This window comes from Gemmatimonas sp. UBA7669 (assembly GCF_002483225.1).
In the GTDB taxonomy this organism is placed as follows: Bacteria; Gemmatimonadota; Gemmatimonadetes; order Gemmatimonadales; family Gemmatimonadaceae; genus Gemmatimonas.
The window spans coordinates 38,263-60,429 of record NZ_DLHL01000039.1; the positions used below are offsets into that span (position 1 = coordinate 38,263).

The window sequence follows — 22,167 nt, forward strand, 5'->3', positions numbered from 1 at the left end:
TGAGGCTAGCGTGAGGCATGTCTGGCATGCCTCACGCTGGCTCGCCGTTGATGGCGGCGCTGCATTCGCGACTTCATTCGGATCGGCCGTCGCGCGTGTGGCGGACACGTTTTGCGCCGGCGCCCACGGGCTACCTGCACCTGGGTCACCTGGTGAATGCCGTCTGCGTATGGGGCCTGGCGCGGGCGCATGGCGGCGACGTGTTGCTGCGCATTGAAGATCACGATCGCACGCGCTGTCGTCCCGAGTTCGAAGCGGCGCTGCTGGACGATCTCGAGTGGCTGGGCTTTGCTCCGGATGTGTACCCGGTGTCGTCTTTTCGTCCGGACGTGGCGGGTGCGGAGACGGCGCACCCGGCGCGGCAGTCCGACCAGGAGCCGCGCTATGCGGCGGCACTTGAGTCACTGTCAGCGCGCGGCCTCGTGTATGCCTGTGCGTGCACACGCCGAGACATCGCACAACTGGTGCCCCGTGCACCGGGCGAAGAGGCGCGCTACCCGGGTACCTGCCGGGAGGCCGCGGTGGATCCGCTCGCGCATTTTGCGCGTCGCGTGCGACTGCCGGATGTAGCGGTGACCTTCGAGGACCTTCGCCTTGGCGTGGTGACGCAGCACCCCGCGCAGCAGTGCGGCGACCTGCTGGTGCGTGACCGGCACGCGCAGTGGACGTATCAGTTTGCCGTGGTCGTGGACGACATGGCGCATGACATCGACGTGGTCATTCGTGGCGAGGACCTGCTGGGCAGCACGGGGCGCCAGTGGGCGCTGGCCGCACTGCTTGGGCGGGACACGCCGCCGCTGACGCTACATCATGCACTGATTACCCACGCGGACGGCAGCAAGTTGAGCAAGGCCAACCGGGACACGTCCTTGCGTGAATTGCGCGCCGCGGGGTGGAGCGCTGAACGACTGATTGGTGAGGCGGCCTACCGCGCCGGGATGCTCGACACCGCGCGCGCACTGCCGGCGCACGCGGTGGCGGACTTGTTTGCGGCAAGCGGTGACCACGACATCAGCGCTGCGTGAGCAGCGAGAGCGTCACCAGCAGCACCCACTGCGGTCCCTTGTAACCATCCGTGCGGTCGTCGTAGCTCTCGTCGAGTGAGTGCGCCCCGCGGCCCACACCGCCGCCGTCGAGCGTGACGGCCGGGATGCCCAGGTTCATGGGCACATTGGCGTCGGTGCTGGAGGTGGTGAGCGGCGCGTACAGGTTCATGCTGCGCGCCGACGCCAGCGCGGCGCGCACGATGAAGGTGCTGTCGGGCGTCGTGCCGGCGGGGCGGATGCCAATGGTGTCGATGACCAGCGAGAGGGCCGCCTTGCTGTTGGGCCAGCGGGCCTTTTCCTCGGCGAGGGCGTCGCGCAGGGTCTTCTGCAAACGGGCGTCGATCTCGGCCAGTGCCGCAGCGGACTCGCTGCGCAGATCGATGTCCATGGCCGCTTCGAACGGAATGGAGTTGACCGAGGTGCCGCCGGTGACGATGCCGACGTTGAAGGTGACCTTGGGCTTGGTGCTGGCCTCGAGGTCGGCAATCTTCGCGATGGCACGGCCCATGGCGTGAATGGGGTTGGGCATGCCGAAGGCGCCGTAGCTGTGACCGCCCGGGCCCTTGTAGTGCACGCGGTAGCGATTGCTCCCCACGCCACCGTTGGTGATGCCGATGCCGGTGCCATCCACCGAGATGAAGAGATCGATGGAGTCCTTGAGCGTCTTGTTGAACAGCGCGCGCACGCCGCGCAGGTTGCCCGGGCCTTCCTCGCCCACATTGCCCACCACGAGGAGGCGGCCGTTGAAGGGAATCTTCTGGGCGATGATCTGTTTGGCCACGACCAGCACCACCGCGAGTCCGCGGCAGTCATCACCAATGCCGGGGCCGATGAGCTTCGTACCCTCACGCTTGACACTGACATCGGTGCCCTCGGGGAACACGGTGTCGAGGTGTCCGGCCAAGAGCAGGGTGGGGCCAGGGCGGTTGCCGCGAATTTCGCCGATGACATTGCCCTCGCTGTCGGTGCGCACGTTCTGCACACCCAGCTGCCGGAGACGCTGCGCGTAGGCTGCGGCGCGCTGCGTTTCCTTGAACGGCGGCGCCGGGATTTCGCAGATGGACGCCTGCTGATCGAGGGTCCAGGCATTGTCCTTCTGAATGGCCTGCATGGCCGCCACGACAGCCGGCGAGGCCGCGAGCCTGTCCACGCCACTTTCGAGGGCCGTGGGCTTGGCCTGGGCCGCGCTGCGGGGCGTCCGCGCCGTCTGGGCCAGGAGCGGGCCGGTGGTCAGCGTGGTGGCGGCCGCGGTGAGCAGCACAAGACCGGTGGTCGCGGAAAGACGGGGCGTTCGCATCGGCAGCAGGCAGGAAGTGGGAGACCGTCCAGGCGGGATGGCCCAAACGGGTGCCCGCAGTGGTCAGACGCGCACGAGGGCCGCCGCCCATCCGGCGGGGTCGGTGTCGCTCTTGATGAGCGTGGCCGGATCGACGACGATCTGAGCTCCCTCCAAACTAATCGGGAGACGGTCCATGTTGCGCGTGGCCTTGCCGCTCTGGAAGGCACCATCTGCGGCATATTTGGACTTGTGCCTGGGGCACTGGAAGCCGGTGTTGCGGGGCAGGCTGCGCAGCGCCGTGTTCTGATGCGGGCAGGACAGCGCGAAGGCAAAGACCTCGGCGCCCTTCCGACAGAGAATGACCTCGTGCTGCTTGTCGATGGAGACCGAATCGCCCGCCGGCACAGGATAGCGCACGGTACGGGGCGCTCCGGCGGCGGGGCCTTCGTTTGGCAGCGCGTAGAGCGGACTCCACACGGGACTGGCGAGCCCCACGGCTACAGCGGCGGCGAGCGCCCCGGCCCCGAGGGTGGCCAGTTCCGCGAAGAATGCGCGGCGCGAACCCACGTTCTGGCAGGCCTCGCAGGAGGAGGCTGCGGCGTTGTGTGGCGTCGCGTGCGAGTCAGACTCGATGGTCACCGGCGTGCGTCGTTGAAGTGTTGGTGGTGCGGCATGCGGCGCTACTGGTTGGACACCACGACGCCCAGCACGATGATGCCGCCCCAGAGCAGTACACTGCGCAGGGCCGACGAGCGGAGTGCGGCCATGCGCATGGACTCGGCGGCAAGCTGCCGCTCGGCACGGCGCATGAGTTGACCGTTCACGAGCAGAAGCGCCACCAGGCCCATCTTGCTCCAGAACACCCGGGACGTGGCATAGGTCCCGAGGTCAGCTGTGGCCATGGCGATGCCACTGAGGAGCGTGATGGCCAGTGCCCGCATGACCAGCGGGTGCGCGTCGGTCAGCTCGTCGAGCAACGCGGCGGTCGAGGGCGCTGCAACGTCGACGGACGCGGTCGTGACCCGAAGTACGCGTCGGTCCACGGCCAGCGCCACACCAGCAGCGGCTACGAGCGACAGCACATGCGTGGTGAGGAACACCAGTGGCAGCCATCCGCTCTGCGCATAGAGGTCCGCCCAGGGCTGCAGGGCTGTCAGCAAGGCCTCCGGAGGCATGCTTCAGTTCCCGAACTTCATGAGCAGCCAGCTGGCCGTGGACACACCCATGGACGTGAGTGCGACCGCGCGGTGATCCCGGCGCTTGGCGGCGGATTGCTCGGCCTCGTCGGCAAGCACGGCACCCGCGTACGTGAAGCCACCGCTGGCCGCGAGGAAGAGCGCGCTGTGCACGAGGCGGCGTGTGCGACCGTTGGCATCGTGACGGCCATCCCAGAGGTTCCAGAGGCCCGTAACGGTATTGGCGCCAAACAGCACGGCGGCGCCGGACGCGGCCACCGGATGCACCGATTTGGCCCAGCCGGGGGCGGCATCGCCCTTGGACAGGAGCTGATCGCCCGAGACATAGGAGGCGGCAAACAGCGGCAACATGGCCCAACTGAGGGCGCGGTGCACGGCCAGCCGTTTGTAATACGCGTCACTGTACTCGACGGCGCGCGGACGACGCGGCACGGTGTCCTGGGGAACCCCGACGCGTTCGGTGGTGTCGAGCCTTATGGGCCGCATGCCCAGCGCCACCGGCGATGGCACAGGGCCACGCTGCGGGGGGAGGCTGTCGTGCATCGCTCCCAGGGCATTCTGCCACCCAAGCATCATGACTACGGCTACCGACGACAGCGACGGCATGCAGCACCTCGAAACCGGAGAGAAGGGGAAACCTGCGCCCTCGCAATCTACGCGTGGCCGATGACCGGTGGATGCAGGTCGCAATTACATTGCGGGCAATGACTCGGACACTGGTCACGCGACGACTTTCCGTTTCCCGCCCGTTACCCTGGGGCTGGCTGCTTCTGCTGCCGGTCATGTGTCTGGCCTTCGCCCGGCCGGTGGTTGCGCAGACGGGTACGCGTTGTGACGCGGGTGATCGCATCGAACGGGTCCAGTTCGAAGGCAGTCCGGCGTTCGACGATCTGACCATGGCCATGAGCCTGGTGACTCACGAGCCCGGGTTTGTCACGCGGACGTTCGGCGTGGGCACGCGGCCGTGCGTGGACACGCTGGAGGTGCGGCGCGATGCACTGCGTCTGGCCGTGCTGCACCGACAGGCCGGATGGTTCCAGGCGGAGGTGGTCCCCCTGCTCAATCGGCGCAAGAACGGTGTCCGGGTCGTCTTTCAGATTCAGCCCGGGCGCGAGGCCACCATCGCGGAGGTCGCAACCACCGGACTCCCTGAGGCGCCGGAACGCCGACGGGCCTACGACGCCCGTCTTGAATCGCTCACGGGACGGCGATTCGATCGCAACCAAGTGGACACCGTGATTGCCTCGGTGGTGACGCGTTTGCGCGACGACGGTTATGCGCGCGCCACGCTGCCGCGGGCAGAAATCCGCATCGACACGGCCGAAGCGAAGGCCTCCTTGACCTTGCACTTCACGCCCGGTCCTCTGACCACAATCGGCGACGTGCACATCGGCATCCGGCCAGTCAACGGAAAGGCCGCCTGGGTGGACTCGTCGGACGTGGCGCGACTGCTCAATATCCAACCCGGTGACCGCTTCAGTGCGCGCGCTATTCTGGAGGCGCAGCGAGCCCTGTATCGCTCGGAGGCCTTTCGCTTGGTGTTGGTGGATACGGTCACGCCGGACAGCACGCGGGCGGACAGCCTGCTGGATCTGCGTGTGACCGTGGCCGAGGCCAAGACGCACTCGGCGCGGCTGGGCATCGGCTGGGCCACGCTGGAGTGCGGCCGTGCGCAGGCTCGTCTGACCGACCGGGGCTTTCTTGGTGTCGGTCGTCGTGTGGAGCTCAACATGCGGGCGTCCAAGCTCGGGTTGGCGTCGCCAACTGACGTGGCCAGCGGTCTGTGCTCGGATGCCCTGCGCGAAGATCCGTACAGCGCCGACACCATCGGCGTGAACTACTACGTGGGCACCACGCTGTCGAATTCGCGGTTGTTCGGATTGCCGGTGATGCCCATGCTGTCGGTGTACAGCGAGCGGCGCAGTGAGCCGTTTGCCTATCTGCGTGAAACCACGATCGGTGCCCTGGCCGAGTTCACGCGCAGCTTCACGCCGCGCCTCGTGGGAACCGTGGGGTTGCAGTACGAGAATGGTCGCACGGACGTGGACCCGGTGGTGTCCTGCACGCGCTTCGGGCAGTGCCGCCCGGAAGAGGTGGTGCTGTCCCTGTTCGGCCGCGGCATCGGCATCGTGAGCACATCGGCGAGTTATGATCGCACGAACGATGTGAGCAATCCGGCGCGAGGCTATCGACTGCGTGGCGAGCTTCGGGCTGGTGAAACCGTGTCGGAGTTGGTGTCCACGGTGCGCTTTTATCGGACGTCGGGTGAGGTGTCGTCGTACCGGCGCGCGCTTGGTGGGGTGATTGGTGGACGTGTGCAGGTGGCGGCCGCCTTTGCGCCGGGCGCCGAGTTGGTGGGCGGTTCGCCGTTGCTGCCGCAGCAGGAGCGTTTGTTCGTCGGCGGTCAGAACTCGGTGCGTGGCTATCAGCAGAATCTGCTCGGACCCGTGACGTATGTGGTGAACAACGTGCGCGAGTTTACCAACTCCGAGGGGTTCAGCGAGGTGGAGGTCATTCCGGGCAGTTCGTTTCGTGCGGTGCCTCGGGGTGGGACCGCGCTGTTGGTGGGCAATCTCGAGTACCGTCGCAACTTTCGCTTCATTGCCGAGCAGCTGCAGGTGGTGACGTTTCTCGACGCCGGCACACTCTGGGAAACGAGTTCGGCGTCCTTTCGTTGGCAGGATCTGCGCGCCACCCCCGGCATTGGCCTGCGCGTGATCACACCGCTCGGTCCGTTCCGCGTGGACATCGGCTACCGGCCGTACGGACTGCGCGCAGGACCCGCGCTGTATTTTGCCGGCAACGAGAGCGAGACCCTGGCGCCGATCATGTGCGCGAGTCCCCGTACGGGTGATCGCGATCCACGAGACTTTGAAGACCTGATCAACTGTCCTGCCACGTTCCAACCGCCGCGCGCCGGCGGCGCGTTGTCGCGTCTGGTGTTCCACTTCGGTCTCGGTCAGGCGTTCTGATCATGGCCATGACTCCGCGGCAACGGCGCTTCTGGTGGGTGGCGGGCATCGTGCTGGCACTCGGCGCTGGTGTGGTGGTGGGCGCCTATGGTGTGCTCAACACGGCACGTGGCCGCAAGTGGCTGGCAGGTACTCTGTCGAAGCAGGGCAGCGCCGTGTTTGGCGGACGCGGTGCGCTGCGCATCGGCGTGTTGCGTCGCATTGGCCCCGGCGGCGTGGAAGCAGACGATGTGGTGCTGGTGGATACCGCCGGTGTCCCTGTGCTCACCGCGGCCAAGTTGCGCGCGAGCGTTGGCTGGATGGGTCTGCTCGACAAGCGCATCCACTTGCCGAGTGTGCAGCTCTCCGGCGTGCGGCTCATGCTGCGTCAAGACAGGGCGGGGACGCCATGGAATATCGCGTACCTGCTGGCGGGCGACACCACGCCGCCTGTGCCAAAGACCGGGCCGGCGTTCGGTGACGATGTGCGTATCGGTGCGCTCACGCTGGCCGATGGCGAGATCACGACTGTGGCGCCGTGGGCGCCGCACCCGGTGTTCACGGGGACGGCGCGCGACAGTGTGATTGCGGTGCGCGACAGTCTGCATGATCTCACGCAGGCGCCCGATGGCACGTGGTTCGAACGTCGCGTCATCACGCTCGCGCAGCTCCGTGCGCACGATCTGGTCATCATTGATCCGCTCAAGCGGCCGTCGTCGCTGGTGCTGGACACCTTGGCTGGTGCGATTTCCGATCCGCCGGTCACGCTGCGGCAGGCGCAGGGGCGCGTGACCTGGACCAGCGACTCACTGATGTTCGATTTGGCGCGTGTCGCGTTGCCGGCATCGACGGCGCGCGCGCGCGGTACCGTGGCATGGAACCAACCGGGGCCGGTGCGTTACGCGGCCACGGTGCACGCGGAGGCCGGGCTGTCCGACCTCACGTGGATCTGGGATGCGTTGCCCACCGTGGGCCGCGGCTCCGCGGTGGTGCGACTGCGTACCCTGGCCGACGCCAATGACGCCGAATACCTGCTGGACTCACTGCGGGTGGAGAGTGAGGGATCGCTGGTGTCCGGTCGTGTCGGCGTAACGGTTCGGCCGGCCCAACTGCTGCTGCATTCCACCGACCTGACGTTTGCGCCCCTCACGGATGCGTTGGCCAGGCGCTTGAGCTATGACGCGCTGCCGGCAGAGGTGCGCGGGGCGTTTCGCGGACAATTCGTCGCGGAGCAGGGCGGACCACTGAACGCGTTGCAGGTGGATCGGCTGGATCTGCGCTTCACCGACGCCAGTGTGGCCGGCGGTGGTGCGGAGTCTCGTCTCTCCCTGCGCGGGTTGATTGGCGTGGGCGTTGAGCCGCGCGCCGCGGGACTGGTCGTGGACACCGTGGTGATGGACCTCCGCAGTGTGCGTGCGCTCGTACCTGATGCGCCGGCCGTGGACGGCCGGATTGCGGGCGCTCTGCGATTGCGGACGGCCGATCTGTCGCGGGCGGATGCCGAGTCGTTTGCGCTGCAGTGGACGGATGCCGCGGGGAATGTGTCGGTGGTGCGCGGTCGCGGCGAGGCGTCTTACGGACGCACGCCGGTCACGGTGGACGGTCTGCTCACGTTTGAGCCGTTGTCGCTCGACGCGCTCGCGCGACTCGACAGCACGCTGACCGTACGTCGCCCGCTGAGTGGGCAGGTGGCGGTTCGTGGGCCGCTTGATTCGCTCATGTGGCGCGCGGCGTTGCTACCGTCACCCACGCTGCCGGAGGGCTGGCCCCTGTTTGCTGGCGTGGAGCGTGACTCCGCGTGGCGCGCCATACCCGGTGCGCTTGTGGCAGCGGGCACCGGCGGTGTGCTGGATACCGCGTGGCACGCTGACGCGCGTGTACTGCTCGATGCATTGGACGCGCGCCGCTGGTTGGAGCGTGATGACGTCCCGAGCACCGGGATTGGCGGCGAGGTGCGGGTGGTGGCGCGCGGCAGTCTGCCGGCCGATACCACCCAGGTGAGTCAGGTGACCGGGCGGGTGGAGGCGCAGCTCGCGCAGGCAGCGGCCACCGATCGGCCTGCGCTGTCGCTGCTTGCGAGCCTTGCGGCTGACGAGCGTCGCGTCGTGGTGGATTCGGCCAACCTGCTCCTGGGCACTCGCGCCGCCGGGCTGCGCCTCGACGCGCATGGAGCGCTTGGCCGTGACAGCACCGCGTCTGACACGCTGCTCTACAATCTGCGAGTGGACTCGCTTGCCATTGTTGGTGGCGATCTGCGGCGCTTGGCCGCCATGCTCGCGCCCATGGACAGTGCGCTGGCGGGGAGTCTCCGTCGTGTGGCCGAGGATACGCTGCGCGGCGACGCGTCGGTGTCCGGCCATGTGGCGGGGAACCTGATGCTGGCAGACGCCAATGCCGCGGTGGGTGGACGAGACCTGCAAGTGGGTGCGGTGCACGTCGGCCGCTTGTTCGGCTCGGCGCGGGCAGTGGACGTGTTCAACAAGCCGGCTTTTGAGGGCGCGGCGTCGGCGGATGATGTCACGGGGATTGGGGCGGCTCGTGTTCAGTCCGCCAACTTCCGGGTCGCGGCGGCCACGCTCGACAGCGGGCAGTTGGTGCTTGACGTGAGCACGGTGGACGATGCGCATCTGGTCGTGCGTGGGGGATATGTGGCCCAGACGTCCGGCACGGCCATTTCGCTCGATTCCATTCGCCTGTCCTATGACAGCGTGACCTGGCGTGAGGCGCGGCCCGCCACCGTCCTTCTGGATTCGCTGCGTGTGGCACTTTCTCCGCTCGAGTTGCGCTCGAATGGCAAGGGCGTGCTGGCGGTGGAGGCCGACGTCCCGCGTGAGGGTGGTATTCGTGGCCTGCTTCGTCTGGAAGATTTCCCGGCTGGTGAAGTGAGCGCACTCCTGGCCGGCACACCACCCGCCAACGGTACGGTGACCGGAGAGGCCAGTCTGGGCGGGACCCGTCAGGCGCCGACCATCACGTGGAGTGTCGCGGCCACGGACCTGGGCATGGAAGGCACCGTGCTGCCGGTTGTGACCTCGCGCGGCAACTACGCCGATCAGCGTTTGCGGGCCGAGGCGCTGGTGCGCGACACGCTTGGCGGGACTCTGCGTGTCGATGGCACGCTGCCCATGGACTTGCGGCTGGTGAGTGTGGAGAAGCGTCTGCTCAGCGACGTGGTGGATGGACGGCTGGTGGCGGACAGTCTGCAGCTCGGAGCACTCGCGCTTCGCGTGGACGGTGTGCGCGGCCTGCGTGGCTCACTGAGCGGCGAGTTGGCGCTGGGGGGCACGTTCGATGCGCCGAGTGCACGTGGCACGATGCGCCTTACGGGCGGCGCCGCGACGCTGGATGCGCTGGGTATTTCGCCGCAGGACGGTGAAGCCGTGCTGCGCGCGGCAGGGGATTCGCTCATCATTGAAACCCTCCGTCTGCGCAGCGGTGGCCCGCGTGACACCGTGGGGATCGTGGGGAGTCTCCGCTTCCCGCCCAAGGATTCGGCGTTGGTGGATTTGCGGGTCACCGCCAGCAATTTCGCAGCGTCGCGTCAGCGCGATGGCACAGACCTCGATCTGTCGGCCGACGCGCGCGTGCGCGGCAAGCTGCTGCATCCGCAGGTGAGTGGCCGTGTGTATGTGCCGCGGGCCAATCTGGTCATCGACCCGTTGGGCGCGCGCACGGCACTCGATCTGTCGAGCGCCTCGGCGCGCGCGTTGCTCGGCGCCGACGAAGTGCCGGTGGCCCAGTCCGCCGCGGCATCCCTTGCTGCACTGGGCGAACTGCTCACGGTGAGCGATGCGCGTGTTGAGTTGGGCAACGATGTGTGGGTGCAAACGCCCGAAGCGCGTGTCAAGCTGAGTGGCGGACTGGACATCATGATGCGCGGACAGGAGCTCGCGCTCGACGGTGAGATTCTGGCCAATCGTGGGCAGTACCGTCTGGATCTCGGCGTGGTGAGCCGCAGCTTCACGGTCGATTCGGGACGCGTGCGCTTCTTTGCCAACTCCGACATCCCGCCGACGCTCGACATCACGGCCACCAACACCGTGCGCGTTGCGGGCAGCAACGATGTGCCCGTGCGTGTGCACATTGGTGGCAATCTCGAGGATCCGGTGCTCACGCTCACCAGCTCGGATCCGCTGTATGCCAGCGCGCCGGAGTCGGAGATCATTTCGTTGCTGATTTTCGGCGCCCCCACATTCGCGCTGGACGGTCAGAGTCAGAGCACCGTGCGTGCGGTTACGGGGGTGCTGCTACCATCGGCGGCGGGGCGCTTGGTCGAAGGCGCGTTGCAGCAGCTGCTGCCTGGCGGGTTCAACACCATTCAGGTTACGACGGCGGGTGGTCAGACGCAGGGCGAGCTCAACCCCATGACGCTGCTCGACAACCTGAGCATCTCGGCAGGCAAGCAGTTGGGTGAGCGCACCTTCCTGCGCATCAACACCGGCCTGTGTCGCGGCGCGAGCCAGGCCACGACCCGCGGGGCGTCACCCTGGATTGGTGTGGCCGCCGAGTACCGCATCACCCGCACGCTCATGGGGCAGGTGGGTGTCGACCCCGGCGCCGCGCCCTGTACCCGGCTCGGTGGCGATGTGCTGCCCCGCATGCAGTTCGGTTTCGACCTGTTCCGCGAATGGATCTGGTAGCACGCGGCGTACGCGGTCGAAAAGCGCGCCCGGCCACCACGGCTCCTCGCGCCAGGTGTCAGGAATGAGGTCCGCCGGATTCGTGTCGCCGCGCGCCACACGGCGCACGGCGCTCATGGCGGTACCGGCCATTGCGCCGAGCGTGGCAGCCCAGGTGACCAGCGTTTCGCGCTGACCATTGTCACCAAGCAGCGCCGCAAGCAATTCGTTGCGCAGCTTGAGGACAATGGGTGAGGCCACACGAATGCTGTTGAAATTTCTGTCGTAGCGCGCGCCCACGCCTTCAATGAGCGCCGCCGTGCGGGCGAAGTACACCAGCTCGCCGGGCAGCACGATGGGCCAGTTGAAGAGCTCACGCATCACACGATCGGCCAGAACGCGTGCCCGTTCGACGGTGGCTGTTTCCGAATAGGCAAGGTCGAGCAGCGTGGCCACCAGCGCCTCCATGTCGGCGGTCGACGTACCGGGCGCCACCATGCCCAGCCGCGCGAAGCCGTCGGTGGTGCCCGCCGGGTCGCGTCGCACGGCGGCAATGATGGTGTCGAAGAGCGCCTTGCGTGTGGCCACCGGCACCTCGATGACCATGCCGAAGTCGAGCAGGATGAGCCGGCCGCGTGCGTCCACCAGCAGATTGCCCGGGTGCGGGTCGGCATGAAAGACGCCGTCGCGCAGCATCATGCGCGCATAGGTCTCGATGAGCAACTCGGTCAGCGCACGGGGCGACGTATGGCGCAGCGCCTCGGTACCATCGAGCTGGTCGATGCGCACGCCGTCGAGATACTCCATGACCAGCACATGGCGTCGCGTGAGGCCGGCAATCACGCGCGGAATGCGCAGGCGCGGTTCGTCGGCAAAGCGCTCGCGCATGCGCGTCCCGTGTTCCGCCTCGCGCACGAAGTCCATTTCGCCGCCCACATTGCGGGCAAACTCGTCGAGCACGATGCGAAAGCCGCGTACGTGGTGATGCGGGAAGCGCCGATAGACGCGGTCGACGATGTATTGCGCGAGACGCACATCACGCTCGATGATGGCCTCCACACCGGGCCGCAGCACCTTGACCACCACGTCCTCGCCGGCATAGCGGGCCCGGTGCACCTGGCCGAGCGATCCGCTGGCCAGTGGCTCGGCGGAGAGGTCCTGCAGCACTGTTTCCGGCGCGCGTCCCCAGTCGCGATACAGTGTGTCGTGAATGGCCGACCAGGGCACGGGCGGCACCCGATCGGTGAGCGTGGCCAGTGCCGAGATGTACGGCTCGGGAATGAGGTCGGCGCGACTGGCAAAGACCTGCGCCAGTTTCACGAAGGCCGGCCCCAGTTCGGCCGTACTGCGTACGAGCCGTGACGCGCGACGCAGGTGAAAGGCCGCATCGCGCGGCATGGGCGCACCCCACCACAGCCAGCGCCGCCGATCGCGAATGAAGGACAGCACCAGCGGCACGACATGCCGCAGAATGACGAGCAGGCGCGGCGTATCGCGCCAGAAGGAGATCATGTCGACAAAGGCGCGGCAGGCGCCAGGAGTGCCAGGTTCTCGTCGATCTCGTGTGCACGCAGTCCGGTGAGTGGCAGCGAGGCGTTCCACAACTGCGTGGCGAGATCGTCGCGACGAGCCAGACGGGAGATGCTGAGTCGCTGGCGTGTCACCCAATAGTCACCGGTAGACGTCGCGGCGTCGGCAGCGTGCGAGAGCCAGAGCAGGGTATCGGCGCCCTGCTCTGGAGACACCGAGACCAGATTCATGATCTGGCGCTGCACACGCCCCATGGCGCCGTTGTTGGTGGCGAAGCGGCTGCGCACCACGCCGGGATGCATGGCGTGCACGACGAGGCGCGCGGCGTCCACGCGCGCGGCCAGCGTGCGGGTGAACCAGAGGTTGTACAGCTTGGAGTTGGCGTAGGCGCGCCAGCCGCGATATCCCTCACGGAGCTGCCAGTCGGACGGATTCACCGAGGCGCGACGATGCGCACGGCTCGACACATTGATGACGCGCGCCGGCAAACCGGGCATGGCGGCCGCGGCCAGATTGGGCAGCAGCGCCAGGCTGAGCGTCATGTATGCCAGATGATTGAGCGCGAAGGTGCGCTCCACACCGTCGGCCGTGTCCTCGCGGTCGAGGAAGAGGGCGCCGGCGTTGTTGGCGAGGACGTGAATGCGTGGGTGCCGCGTCGCCAGATCGCGCGCGAGGTCAAGCGTGGCGTCGCGCCGCGAGAGATCGGCAATGGCCCAGTGCACCTGGCGGTTGCCCGTCGCGCTCATGATGGCCCGCGCGGCGGCGACGGTCTTGGCCTCGTTGCGACCCACCATGACCACCGTGGCCCGCGCCGCGGCCCAGGCGCTGGCGGCGGCACGGCCAATGCCATCACTGGATCCGGTCACGATCACCGTCTTGCCCGCGAAGTCCATGGCGAACAGTTAGCGGGCCGGGGCCACAAACCAAAGGGGCGACCGCCACCGTGGTGACGGACGCCCCCGTGACGGCAAGCGGTCGACGAATGCCGGTCAGTTGGCGGTGGCCAGAATGGAGATCGGTCCCACCGACCCGGCGGTGGCCGTGGCGGTTTGCAGGCCGGTCTGAGGCCCAAGCGTCCAGCGTACCGTGACTTCGCCCAGCGCGTTGGTGACCGCCGAGGCCGGGGACAGCGACCCGCCGCCGGAACCAATGGCCAGCGCGACGGTCTGGCCCGGAATTGGCACGTTACCGGGGCCCACGACGCGCAGCACCAGCGAGACCGGCAGGGCGGAACTGGGCTTCGCGGTCTGGTTGTTGCCCTGTGCGATCAGAAGATCGGTGGGGAGCACCCCGAGGGCACCGATGCTGACCGGATCCACGCCTGGTGCACTCCCGACCAGCGTCTGCACCTGCGACGCCGGGCCAAGCGTCCACTTGGCCTTGACCTCGCCATTCGCGTCGCTGATGGCAGTGGCCGGGTCTACCGCACCGCCGCCGGCCAGGACGTTGAAGCTGATCGGGACCTTGGGCATGGGCGCGCCGTCGGTGCCAATGACGCGGAGCACCACGGGCAGCGGCAGGGCGGCGCCGGCCGCGGCCTGCTGCAGGTGACCCTGCACGATCGTCAGGCGCGAGGCCGTGACGGGTGCGGTGGCTTCCGTACAGCCGGCAAAACCCAGGAGTGCCGGGACGGCCGTGAGCAGGGCGGCAAGCAGAAATTGTGGACGAGCGGAACGCATGGCAAAGACGGTCAGGGAACTCCTCTCCATTGATCAAGTGTCGGCAACTGGCTGCCAGAAGTTGAGCGTTCCGGGTATGGGCGGGTGCAAGGGCTTGTGGACGAACGGACCAGCGCCACGCCGCGTCCCCGCCTAGATTCCAAGGGTCATGACTGTCACGCCTCTTCACGCTCCCAGACCGGCCCGTCCCAGTGAGGACACGCCGGCCCCGCGCTGGCCCTCAGGGCTCGCGCCCGATGTGCCTCCCCAGCGCAACCCTGGGACTGCACTGGACCTGGCTCTGGTGCGCGGCACCCGCGTCAATCGCAGCGCCGTCGAACGGCGCGTGGCCACCTTGCCCGCGCGGCGCACCGTCAAGAAGCAGTGGCAGGCCGCCTGGCTGCTGCGCGCCATCTCGTGCATGGATCTCACCACCCTCTCGGGTGACGACACGGCGGGCAATGTGCGCCGCCTCTGCGCCAAGGCGCGCCGGCCGCTGCGCGGGGACCTGGTCGACGCCCTGGGTATCGGCGATCTGCACCTCACGGTGGGCGCGGTGTGTGTGTATCACCAGTACGTGGCCACGGCCGTCGAGGCCCTGCGCGGCAGCGGCATACCCGTGGCGGCGGTGAGTACCGGCTTCCCTGCCGGTCTCTCGCCCTTCGAGCAACGTCTCGCTGAAATTCACGCCAGTGTCGCGGCGGGCGCCACGGAAATCGATGTGGTCATCACGCGTGCGCATGTGCTCACCGGCAACTGGTCGGCGTTGTACGACGAGGTGCGCGCGTTCCGTGAGGCCTGCGGTGAGGCGCATCTCAAGACCATTCTGGGCGTGGGCGAACTCGCGACGCTCACCAACGTGGCGCGAGCCAGTCTGGTGTCGATGATGGCAGGCTCCGACTTCATCAAGACCAGCACGGGCAAGGAAACGTCCAACGCGACGTTGCCGGTGGGCCTCGTCATGGCGCGCATGATTCGCGATTTCGGCGAACGCACGGGGCACGAGGTGGGCTTCAAGCCGGCCGGTGGCATTCGCACGGCCAAACAGGCGCTCGACTGGCTCATCCTCATGAAGGAAGAGCTCGGGGAGCGCTGGTTGCGTCCGCACCTGTTCCGATTTGGTGCCAGCGGACTGCTGACCGATGTCGAGCGGCAGCTCGAACACTACGCCACGGGTCGCTATGCGGCGGCCTATCGTCAACCGATGGTTTGAGGCGCATGGCGACGACATCAAAGCCCAGCAGTGAAACTCTGCGCGACGCGTTCGAGCGCATGAGCTACGGACCGGCGCCGGAAGCCGATGCGCCCGTGCGGGCGTGGATTGCCGAGCATGGTGGCCGCTTCGGTCATTACATCAACGGACAGTGGGTGGACGCGGCCGCGCACTTTGCCGTACACGATCCGTCCACCGGTACTGAGCTGGCCCAGGTGGCGCAGGGGGCGGCCACTGATGTAGACGCGGCAGTGGCTGCGGCACGCGCCGCGCTGCCCGCGTGGCAGGCGCTCGGCGATCACGCACGCGCGCGCTGGCTCTACGCGTTGGCCCGCGGCATTCAGAAGCACGCGCGGCATTTTGCGGTGCTCGAGTCGCTTGACAATGGCAAGCCCATTCGTGAAACGCGCGACATCGACATCCCGCTGGTGGCGCGGCATTTCTATCACCACGCCGGCTGGGCGCAGCTGCTCAACACGGAGTTTCCCGGGCAGCACGCCTATGGTGTGGTGGGGCAGATCATCCCGTGGAACTTCCCGCTGCTCATGCTGGCGTGGAAAGTCGCGCCCGCGCTGGCCGCCGGGAACACGGTCGTGCTGAAGCCCGCCGAGTTCACACCGCTGACGGCCATTCGATTTGCCGAGCTGTGTCATGACATCGGCTTGCCGGCCGGCGTGTTCAATCTCGTGACGGGTGATGGCAGCACGGGCGCCGCGCTGGTCGATCATCCGGACGTGGACAAGATCGCGTTCACGGGCAGCACGGAAGTGGGCCGCGCCATTCGTGTGGCCACGGCCGGCAGTGGCAAAGGGCTCTCGCTCGAACTGGGTGGCAAGAGTCCTTTCATTGTGTTTGAAGACGCGGATCTCGACAGCGTCGTCGAAGGCGTTGTTGATGCCATCTGGTTCAATCAGGGTCAGGTGTGCTGCGCAGGCTCGCGCTTGCTGGTGCAGGAGGGTGTGGCCGATCGCCTCGTGGCCAAGCTGCGCGAGCGCATGGAGCGCCTGCGTGTGGGCACGCCGCTCGACAAGGGCGTGGACATGGGCGCCATTGTCGCGCCGGTGCAGCTCGATCGCATTCGCGCGCTGTGTCAGCAGGGCATCGATGAGGGCGCCACGTGCTGGCAGCCCTCGTGGGCGTCGACGCTGTCGCAGGCTGCGGGGTCGTTTCATCCGCCCACGCTCTTCACCGACGTTGAGCCATCGAGCACCATCGCGCAGGTCGAGATCTTCGGCCCCGTGCTGGTCACGCATACGTTCCGCACGCCGGCCGAGGCCGTGGCGCTGGCCAACAACACGCCCTATGGCCTGGCCGCGAGTGTGTGGAGCGAGAACATCAATCTCGCGCTCGATGTGGCGCCCAAGCTGCAGTGCGGCGTGGTGTGGGTGAACAGCACCAACCTCTTCGACGCGGCGGCCGGCTTTGGTGGCTACCGCGAGTCGGGATTTGGTCGCGAAGGCGGACGCGAAGGCCTGTGGGAGTATCTCAAGCCCATTCGCGCGCACGAAGCGTCGCCGCTGCCGGTCATCGATGTGGCGGTTGTACTCGATGAAGGTTCGTCCGCGGCGAACAACGGGTCGGCGCCCGAGATGCCGGCCATTGATCGCACGCCGAAGCTGTTCATCGGTGGCAAGCAGACCCGCCCCGATTCGGGCTACACGCTGACTGTGCGATCGCTGTCCGGCGTACCGGTGGGCGAAGTCGGAGAAGGCAATCGCAAGGATCTGCGCAACGCTGTCGAAGCCGCGCATGCCGCCTCGGGCTGGGCCAAACTCACGGGCCACCAGCGGGCGCAGATTCTCTATTACATCGCCGAGAACCTCTCGGCGCGCGCCACCGAGTTTGCCGAGCGCATCGTGTCCATGACCGGCGACACGCTGAGCGCGGGCGAGGCCGAGGTGAACGCCAGCATCTCCCGACTGTTCACCTACGCGGCCTGGGCCGACAAGCATGACGGCGCCGTGCACGACGTGCCGCTGCGTGGCGTGGCGTTGGCCATGCACGAGCCCATCGGCGTTGTGGGCACTGTCTGTCCCGATCCGTACCCGCTGCTTGGGCTGGTGTCGCTGGTGGCGCCCTTGCTCGCCACGGGTAACCGCGTGGTGGCCGTGCCGTCGGCGCGCTTTCCGCTGGCGGCTACGGACTTCTACAGCGTGCTCGAAACCAGCGACGTACCGGGAGGCGTGGTCAATCTCGTCACCGGCGATCGTGACGCGCTGGCGCGGACGCTGGCCGACCACGATGACGTGCAGGCCCTGTGGTATTTCGGTTCGCAGCAGGGGGCAGCGGCGGTGGAGCGCGCCTCAGCGGCCAACCTCAAGCGCACGTGGACTGAGTGGACCGGACGCGAGTGGTTGGACCCACGGGTCGGCGAGGGGCGGGAGTTCCTGCGCCGGGCCGTCCAGGTCAAGAATATCTGGATCCCGTACGGAGAGTAACGGCTCGTCCCTGGTGATGACGCTCCGCAGACGCTCGCGGTGATCGTAGTGGCATGAACGGACTATCCCTTTCCCTGATGATCGACCTCCCCGCCTCCCCCGAGGCATTCCGCGACGCCACCTGGGACGATGTGGCCCCGTACTACGAGCGGCTCGCTACTGAGCCGCTCGACGGCCTCGATGACGTCATCGAGGACTGGCTGGCCACCTGGTCCCGGCTGGACACGCTGGTGGGTGAAGCCGGTACGCTGGCCATGATCGCGTATACGGCCAACACGGCCGACAGCGCGGCGGAGCAGGCCTACCTGCGATTCTCCATGGACATCTTTCCGCGGCTCGAGGAGCAGCAGGTGCGCCTGGCGCGTCGCCTCATCGAGCGTGGATGGACGCGCGATGACCTCGAGACGACGCTGCGCCGCTTCCGGACCGACATCGAGATCTTCCGTGAGGCCAACGTCTCGCGCTTTTCGCAGATCGAGGAGTTGTCGGCCAGCTACCAGAAGATCACGGGTGGCATGAGCGTAGACTGGGATGGCGAGAGCAAGACCATCCCGCAGTTGCAGCCGTATCTCAAGGACCGCGATCGTGGGGTGCGCGAGCGTGCCTTCCGACTCGGTGCGCAGGCCTATCTCGAGAAGCGTGACGAACTGGCCGATCTCTTCGATCGCATGTACGCGTTGCGCACGGCCGTGTCGAGCGAAGCCGGCTTTGGCGACTTCCAGCAGTACTGTTTCGCCGCCAAGCATCGCTTTGACTACACGCCGTCAGACACGGCGCGTTTTCATGAGGCGGTGCAGCGCACCGTGACGCCGGCAGTGGCCCGACTCATGCGGCATCGCCAGCAGAAGCTGGGGCTCGATGTGCTGCGTCCGTGGGATGTGGGGGTGGACCTCGATGCCACCACACCGCTCAAGCCCTTTGCCGATGTGGGCACCTTTGTTGGCAAGGCCCGGCGCATCTTTTCGCGCGTCGATCAGGAACTCGGCGCGCAATTCGGTCTCATGGCCGACGAGCAGTTGCTGGATCTCGAGAGCCGGCCGGGCAAGGCGCCGGGTGGCTACTGCACCGATCTCGCGTTCCGCGGGCGTCCGTTCATCTTCATGAATGCGGTTGGTGTGCCTGATGACGTGAACACGCTCGTGCACGAGGCGGGGCACTGCTTCCACGATTTTGCCACGCACAACCTGCCGTACACCTGGCAGCGCCGCACCGGGCACGAAGCGGCCGAGTTGGCCAGCATGAGCATGGAGTTGCTGGCCATGCCATATCTGGTGCAGCCCGATGGCTACTACTCGCCCGAAGATGCGCGCGTGGCGTGGCTGGAGCATCTCGAAGACGTGCTGGGGGCGCTGGTGCACATTGCCAGCGTTGATGCCTTCCAGGCCTGGATTTACACGAATCCGGCCGGCGCTGACCGCGATGCGCGTGATGCCAAGTGGCTGGCGCTGCGCAGCGAGTTCGAGGCTGGTGTCGATTGGTCGGGGCTCGAGCGGGAGCGCGTGTCCCGCTGGTATCGCCAGTTGCACATCTTCGAGTTGCCGTTCTACTACATCGAGTACGGGTTGGCTCAGCTTGGCGCGTTGCAGGTGTTCCGCAACGCCGTGCAGGATGCGGGCAGCGCCGTCGCCGCCTACAAGCGCTTCCTCAGTCTTGGTGGAACGCGCTCGCTGCCCGAGTTGTATTCAGCGGCGGGGGCCAAGCTGGTGTTCGACGCCGACACAATGGCGGAGCTGGTGGCCTTCACTGAAGAGCGCATCGAAGCGCTGCGTGCAGGCGCGGACGCGCCGTTCCGTGGCGTCGTGCCCGCCTGATTCCCTGGCATTCTCACACTTCCTGGAGTTCGCATGACGCAGCGCAAATCGCCCCTGTTGCCCCTGCTGCTGGCAGTGGCCTTGCTCGTTCCGGCCACCCGCGCCTCAGCGCAGACGCCAACCGTCAAGGACGTGTACGATCGCTTCGCCACGGCGGTGGGTGGTCGCGACGCCTGGGTGAAGGTCACCGGCCGCACGGAAAAGGGCACCACCGATGTGACCTTCGCCGGGTTGTCGGGCTTTTACGAGCGGCACTCGGCACTGCCCAACAAGATCCGCATGATCATCGACCTTGGCATGGTGAAGATCGATCAGGGATTTGATGGCGAGAAGGGCTGGATCGATCAGGGGCAGGGTGTGCAGCGCATGCCCGAGGCTGAGGAAAAGCGTGCGGCCGAAGCGGCGGCCAACGACGGCGCGGCCTTCCTCGATCACACGCGGTTTGCCAAGGCCAGTGTCGACGGCAAAGAGCAGTATGACGGGGTGGAGAGCTACAAGGTGTCCACCACGAGCAAGGGCGGCACGGAAACCGTGGAGTACTTCGACGTGAGCACGGGCTTTCGCGTGGGCTCCGTCACGAAGGGGACAAACGGCGAGGCCCGGGTCATCTATCGCGATTACAAGGAGTTCGAGGGCAAGAAGGTCCCCACCAAGATCGTGCAGGTGCAGCCGCAGGGCGATGTGGTGATCACCATTCAGCTCGTGACTTTTGGCGCACCGGATCCTGCCGTCTTCAAGTCGCCGCTCGACAAGTAATCACGGCTGCCAGACAACACGCCACCGGGTCGGTCCGCAAGCCTCGCGGACCGGCCCGGTGGCGTGTCACGTCAGCGCATGTCACGTCACCGCATGTCGCGTCAGCGCATGTTGCCTCAGCGCATGTCGCCTCAGCGCATGTCGCCTCAGCGCGTGCCGTATGCCTTGGCTGGTACGGAGCGCAGGTACTTGATGGTGGCGCGCATCTCCAGATCGCTCATCAGCGCGGTATAGCGCCACGGCATGTCCGGCTTGAGCGTGGATCCATCCGGTCGCTCACCGCTGCGCAGTATGCGCTCGAGCTGGGCGTCGCTCAGATGCCCGATCCCTGTGGGGGTAAGGTTGGCGGCTGGCGCTGCTTCGGGCGGCATGCCAGGAATGGGCCCCCCGCCGAGACCGGGTCCGTGGCACCCCGTGCAGCCGCCGGTGTTGGCGAGATAGGCCCCGTAGGTCAGCGAGGTATCTGGCTCGAGATGTGCAGGCGCCCGGTAGGTACGGGAGGTGCGCTCCGCGGCGTACAGCGGCACGAGATTCGTGGCGACCAGCGTTCGGCCCACCAGGCGCAGTCGGGTCGGCCCCGGGTCTCGCGTCACAGCCGGCACGGTGCGCAGGTAGGCCACAATGGCGCCGACGTCTTCGTCCGTCAGGTACTGGTAGTCGTCACTGGGCATGACAATGGCGCTTCGCCCGTCACGCTTGATGCCTTGCCGGATGACCCGTACCAGTTCCGCGTCGCTGTACGAGGGGAGCAAGCCGCCGTTGGTGATATTGGGTGGGATAACGATGCCGAGTGCGGGGTCGTCCACGAGGACCTTGCCGCCCAGATCGTCGCCATGGCATTCCACGCACTTGCCAATGGCTGTCGCGAAGTGACGGCCACGTGCGATGGTGGCCGAGTCGTGCACAATGGTGATGGGTGTTGCTGGAATATCGTAGCGTTTGTTGGCCTTGTGTGTGCTGGCCGCGTACACGTAACCCACAGCGGCTCCCGCGAGCAGCACCACCGTGCCCACCGCGTAGCCGGTCCATCGCATCCAACGGGGCATATGACCTCCTGAAGCCGCCCTGATGTTGGTCTAGCGACGAACCACCTCTCCGCTTTTCATGACGAAGCGTACGGCGCGAAGGGCGGCAATGTTTTTTGTGGGGTCACCGGCCATGGGGACAACTATACCGTCGTGTCGGGTGGGGCGGGCGGACGTAAGATGCTGCGCCCCCGATGTCTCATGGTGAGGTAAGCGGCAGCCGCACTGCACCACCAGACCACTCCCGAGACTCCCGTAACCCGGTTTCCGAGAACCACAGCGAGAATCGTTACAGAGCCCAATGCGGCCAGTGTCCCGAGCAGTGCGCGGGAGGCGGCTCCTTCTGGTACCCCTCTTCCTCTCAGTAGAAGGTGGGCGAGCACCAAAAGGAGCCCTGCACCGATGCCGAACAGAGTCGTTGGTACAAGGGATGCAAGCCAGCGAGGAGCCAAGGCCACGGTCAGGCACGCCAAAGCAACAACTAGCAGATTTATCGGCGTAATTGCCCGTCTATCCAAGGCCGAACGCCAGCTTCGCACCGGTTCTGTCATATGCAGTACATGGTCGAAACTGTGTGGTAACTGCTTCCGTCGTACCACGTTTGAGTCTCCCAGTAGCAGATGGGGCGTGTTCAGAGTTTTGTGT

The 22,167-nt window shown here is 66.8% G+C and carries 14 protein-coding genes and 1 pseudogene; 7 read left to right on the top strand and 8 right to left on the bottom strand.

Annotated features, from left to right (window positions below; genetic code table 11):
* The first annotated feature begins 26 nt into the window (after nt 1–26).
* On the top strand, nt 27–1,025 hold the full coding sequence (locus tag B2747_RS10800) for a glutamate--tRNA ligase family protein (protein ID WP_291160349.1): 999 nt from the start codon (nt 27–29) through the stop codon (nt 1,023–1,025).
* Here B2747_RS10800 and B2747_RS10805 read toward each other — a convergent pair.
* The 4 genes from B2747_RS10805 to B2747_RS10820 all read right to left on the bottom strand — a co-directional run bounded on the left by B2747_RS10805 (nt 1,012) and on the right by B2747_RS10820 (nt 4,127).
* Nucleotides 1,012–2,343 (bottom strand): M20/M25/M40 family metallo-hydrolase, encoded by a 1,332-nt coding sequence (locus B2747_RS10805; RefSeq protein ID WP_291160352.1) that lies wholly within the window; start codon nt 2,341–2,343, stop codon nt 1,012–1,014. The two genes, B2747_RS10800 and B2747_RS10805, sit on opposite strands and share 14 nt — an antisense overlap.
* A gap of 63 nt (nt 2,344–2,406) precedes the next feature.
* A complete protein-coding gene (locus B2747_RS10810; RefSeq protein WP_291160355.1) occupies nt 2,407–2,964 on the bottom strand; it encodes a ubiquinol-cytochrome c reductase iron-sulfur subunit in 558 nt (185 codons plus the stop codon).
* A 41-nt stretch (nt 2,965–3,005) separates the two neighbouring features.
* The gene (locus tag B2747_RS10815; RefSeq protein ID WP_291160358.1) at nt 3,006–3,500 is read right to left on the bottom strand and encodes a hypothetical protein; all 495 of its coding nucleotides are present in this window, start codon (nt 3,498–3,500) and stop codon (nt 3,006–3,008) included.
* Between the two features lie 3 nt (nt 3,501–3,503).
* Nucleotides 3,504–4,127, bottom strand: a complete 624-nt coding sequence (locus B2747_RS10820; protein ID WP_291160361.1) for a hypothetical protein — start codon at nt 4,125–4,127, stop codon at nt 3,504–3,506.
* A gap of 98 nt (nt 4,128–4,225) precedes the next feature.
* Between B2747_RS10820 and B2747_RS10825 the strand changes: the two genes are divergently transcribed.
* Both B2747_RS10825 and B2747_RS10830 read left to right on the top strand, forming a co-directional pair.
* Nucleotides 4,226–6,493, top strand: coding sequence for an autotransporter assembly complex protein TamA (locus B2747_RS10825; RefSeq protein WP_291160364.1), 2,268 nt, complete (start codon nt 4,226–4,228; stop codon nt 6,491–6,493).
* 2 nt (nt 6,494–6,495) lie between these two features.
* Complete coding sequence (locus B2747_RS10830) at nt 6,496–11,112, top strand: translocation/assembly module TamB domain-containing protein (RefSeq protein ID WP_291160367.1); 4,617 nt, start codon at nt 6,496–6,498, stop codon at nt 11,110–11,112.
* 522 nt (nt 11,113–11,634) lie between these two features.
* Here the strand turns inward: B2747_RS10830 and B2747_RS10835 are convergent.
* From B2747_RS10835 to B2747_RS10845, 3 genes and pseudogenes are all read right to left on the bottom strand, one after another.
* A pseudogene (locus B2747_RS10835) lies at nt 11,635–12,603 on the bottom strand (ABC1 kinase family protein); the annotation flags it as partial.
* A complete protein-coding gene (locus B2747_RS10840) occupies nt 12,600–13,514 on the bottom strand; it encodes an SDR family NAD(P)-dependent oxidoreductase (protein ID WP_291160371.1) in 915 nt (304 codons plus the stop codon). The gene B2747_RS10840 and the pseudogene B2747_RS10835, both read right to left, overlap by 4 nt.
* A 96-nt stretch (nt 13,515–13,610) precedes the next feature.
* Nucleotides 13,611–14,300, bottom strand: coding sequence for a hypothetical protein (locus B2747_RS10845; protein ID WP_291160373.1), 690 nt, complete (start codon nt 14,298–14,300; stop codon nt 13,611–13,613).
* 148 nt (nt 14,301–14,448) lie between these two features.
* Here B2747_RS10845 and deoC point away from each other — a divergent pair, with 148 nt between their 5' ends.
* The 4 genes from deoC (at nt 14,449) to B2747_RS10865 (ending at nt 20,497) form a co-directional block, all read left to right on the top strand.
* Nucleotides 14,449–15,492 carry a deoxyribose-phosphate aldolase gene (deoC, locus tag B2747_RS10850; RefSeq protein ID WP_414652192.1) on the top strand — a complete coding sequence of 348 codons (1,044 nt, stop codon included), beginning with the start codon at nt 14,449–14,451 and terminating at the stop codon, nt 15,490–15,492.
* A gap of 5 nt (nt 15,493–15,497) precedes the next feature.
* On the top strand, nt 15,498–17,930 hold the full coding sequence (locus tag B2747_RS10855) for an aldehyde dehydrogenase family protein (RefSeq protein ID WP_291160377.1): 2,433 nt from the start codon (nt 15,498–15,500) through the stop codon (nt 17,928–17,930).
* A 77-nt stretch (nt 17,931–18,007) separates the two neighbouring features.
* On the top strand, nt 18,008–19,741 hold the full coding sequence (locus B2747_RS10860; RefSeq protein ID WP_291160380.1) for a M3 family oligoendopeptidase: 1,734 nt from the start codon (nt 18,008–18,010) through the stop codon (nt 19,739–19,741).
* A 33-nt stretch (nt 19,742–19,774) separates the two neighbouring features.
* Nucleotides 19,775–20,497: a hypothetical protein gene (locus tag B2747_RS10865; protein WP_291160382.1), complete on the top strand. Its 723-nt coding sequence runs from the start codon at nt 19,775–19,777 to the stop codon at nt 20,495–20,497.
* 146 nt (nt 20,498–20,643) lie between these two features.
* Here the strand turns inward: B2747_RS10865 and B2747_RS10870 are convergent, their stop codons facing one another.
* Nucleotides 20,644–21,543 (bottom strand): c-type cytochrome, encoded by a 900-nt coding sequence (locus tag B2747_RS10870; protein ID WP_291160384.1) that lies wholly within the window; start codon nt 21,541–21,543, stop codon nt 20,644–20,646.
* Nucleotides 21,544–22,167: the final 624 nt, after the last annotated feature.